Source organism: Autumnicola musiva (assembly GCF_031846585.1).
Classification (GTDB): Bacteria; Bacteroidota; Bacteroidia; order Flavobacteriales; family Flavobacteriaceae; genus Autumnicola; species Autumnicola musiva.
Genome location: NZ_JAVRHK010000070.1, coordinates 1 through 795, shown reverse-complemented (window position 1 = coordinate 795; position 795 = coordinate 1). Strand labels below are relative to the sequence as shown.

At 28.9% G+C, this 795-nt stretch carries 1 protein-coding gene; it reads right to left on the bottom strand.

Features of this window, described 5'->3' with window-relative positions; translation table 11 throughout:
• Positions 1 to 320: 320 nt before the first annotated feature.
• On the bottom strand, positions 321 to 795 hold a 475-nt coding region (locus RM539_RS19875), incomplete at its 5' end, for an FEKKY domain-containing protein (RefSeq protein ID WP_311505163.1).

Genomic DNA, 795 nt, shown 5'->3' with positions numbered 1-795 from the left:
GGCTTAGTATTGATTTGTTGATCAAGTTAATTATTTTCTTACTAACGGTGCCGCTTATTGGCGATGAACCGTTGTTATGTGGCGTTTTTTTGAACTAATAAATAAGTCAAAACTGCGATTATAAATATTCCTGTTAGGAGTAATCCATATTCTATTAATCCGGTAATTAAGAAGATAAAAAATCCGTTCTGAATTCTAAAATTGTCAGCTTTTTCAATCAATGATGATAAATAATCTGAATTATGAAGGTAGAAAAATGTGAAAATACAGATTACGCTTAATAAGTATAATCCAATAATTTTAAACTTTTTCATCTTAATTTATCTCTTTAATTTCTTCCACCTTTGTAGTCCTACAAGATCATCTCTAACTTCTTCAGTCCAATTTTTGCCATACTGGTCTGTTAAATAACTGAATATTATTTTGTTGTAATCTTCTATTAAATTTTGATCAGGACCTGTACAACCATATTCGTAAAAATATACTTCATATTTATCCTCAAACTGAGGATCAGTAGCTATTATTACTGGTGCAATTCCTCCTTGTAGAAGCAAAAATGGATTTCCATTTTCTATATCTTGTTTTGCTAAGTTTCTTATTTCTGACTTTTTAGCAAATAATAATTTTGCTGGACCGCTTGAGTTAATTTGTTCGTCAGTTAAATTTTTAATCCTTGAAAAAGTAATTTCTTCTTGTCCAGCTTCTTGAGCAAATGAAGAAATAGAAAATATTAAAGTCAGGATTATAATTACTTTTTTCATCGGATCATCATCTAAAAAATGCCATATAACGGTT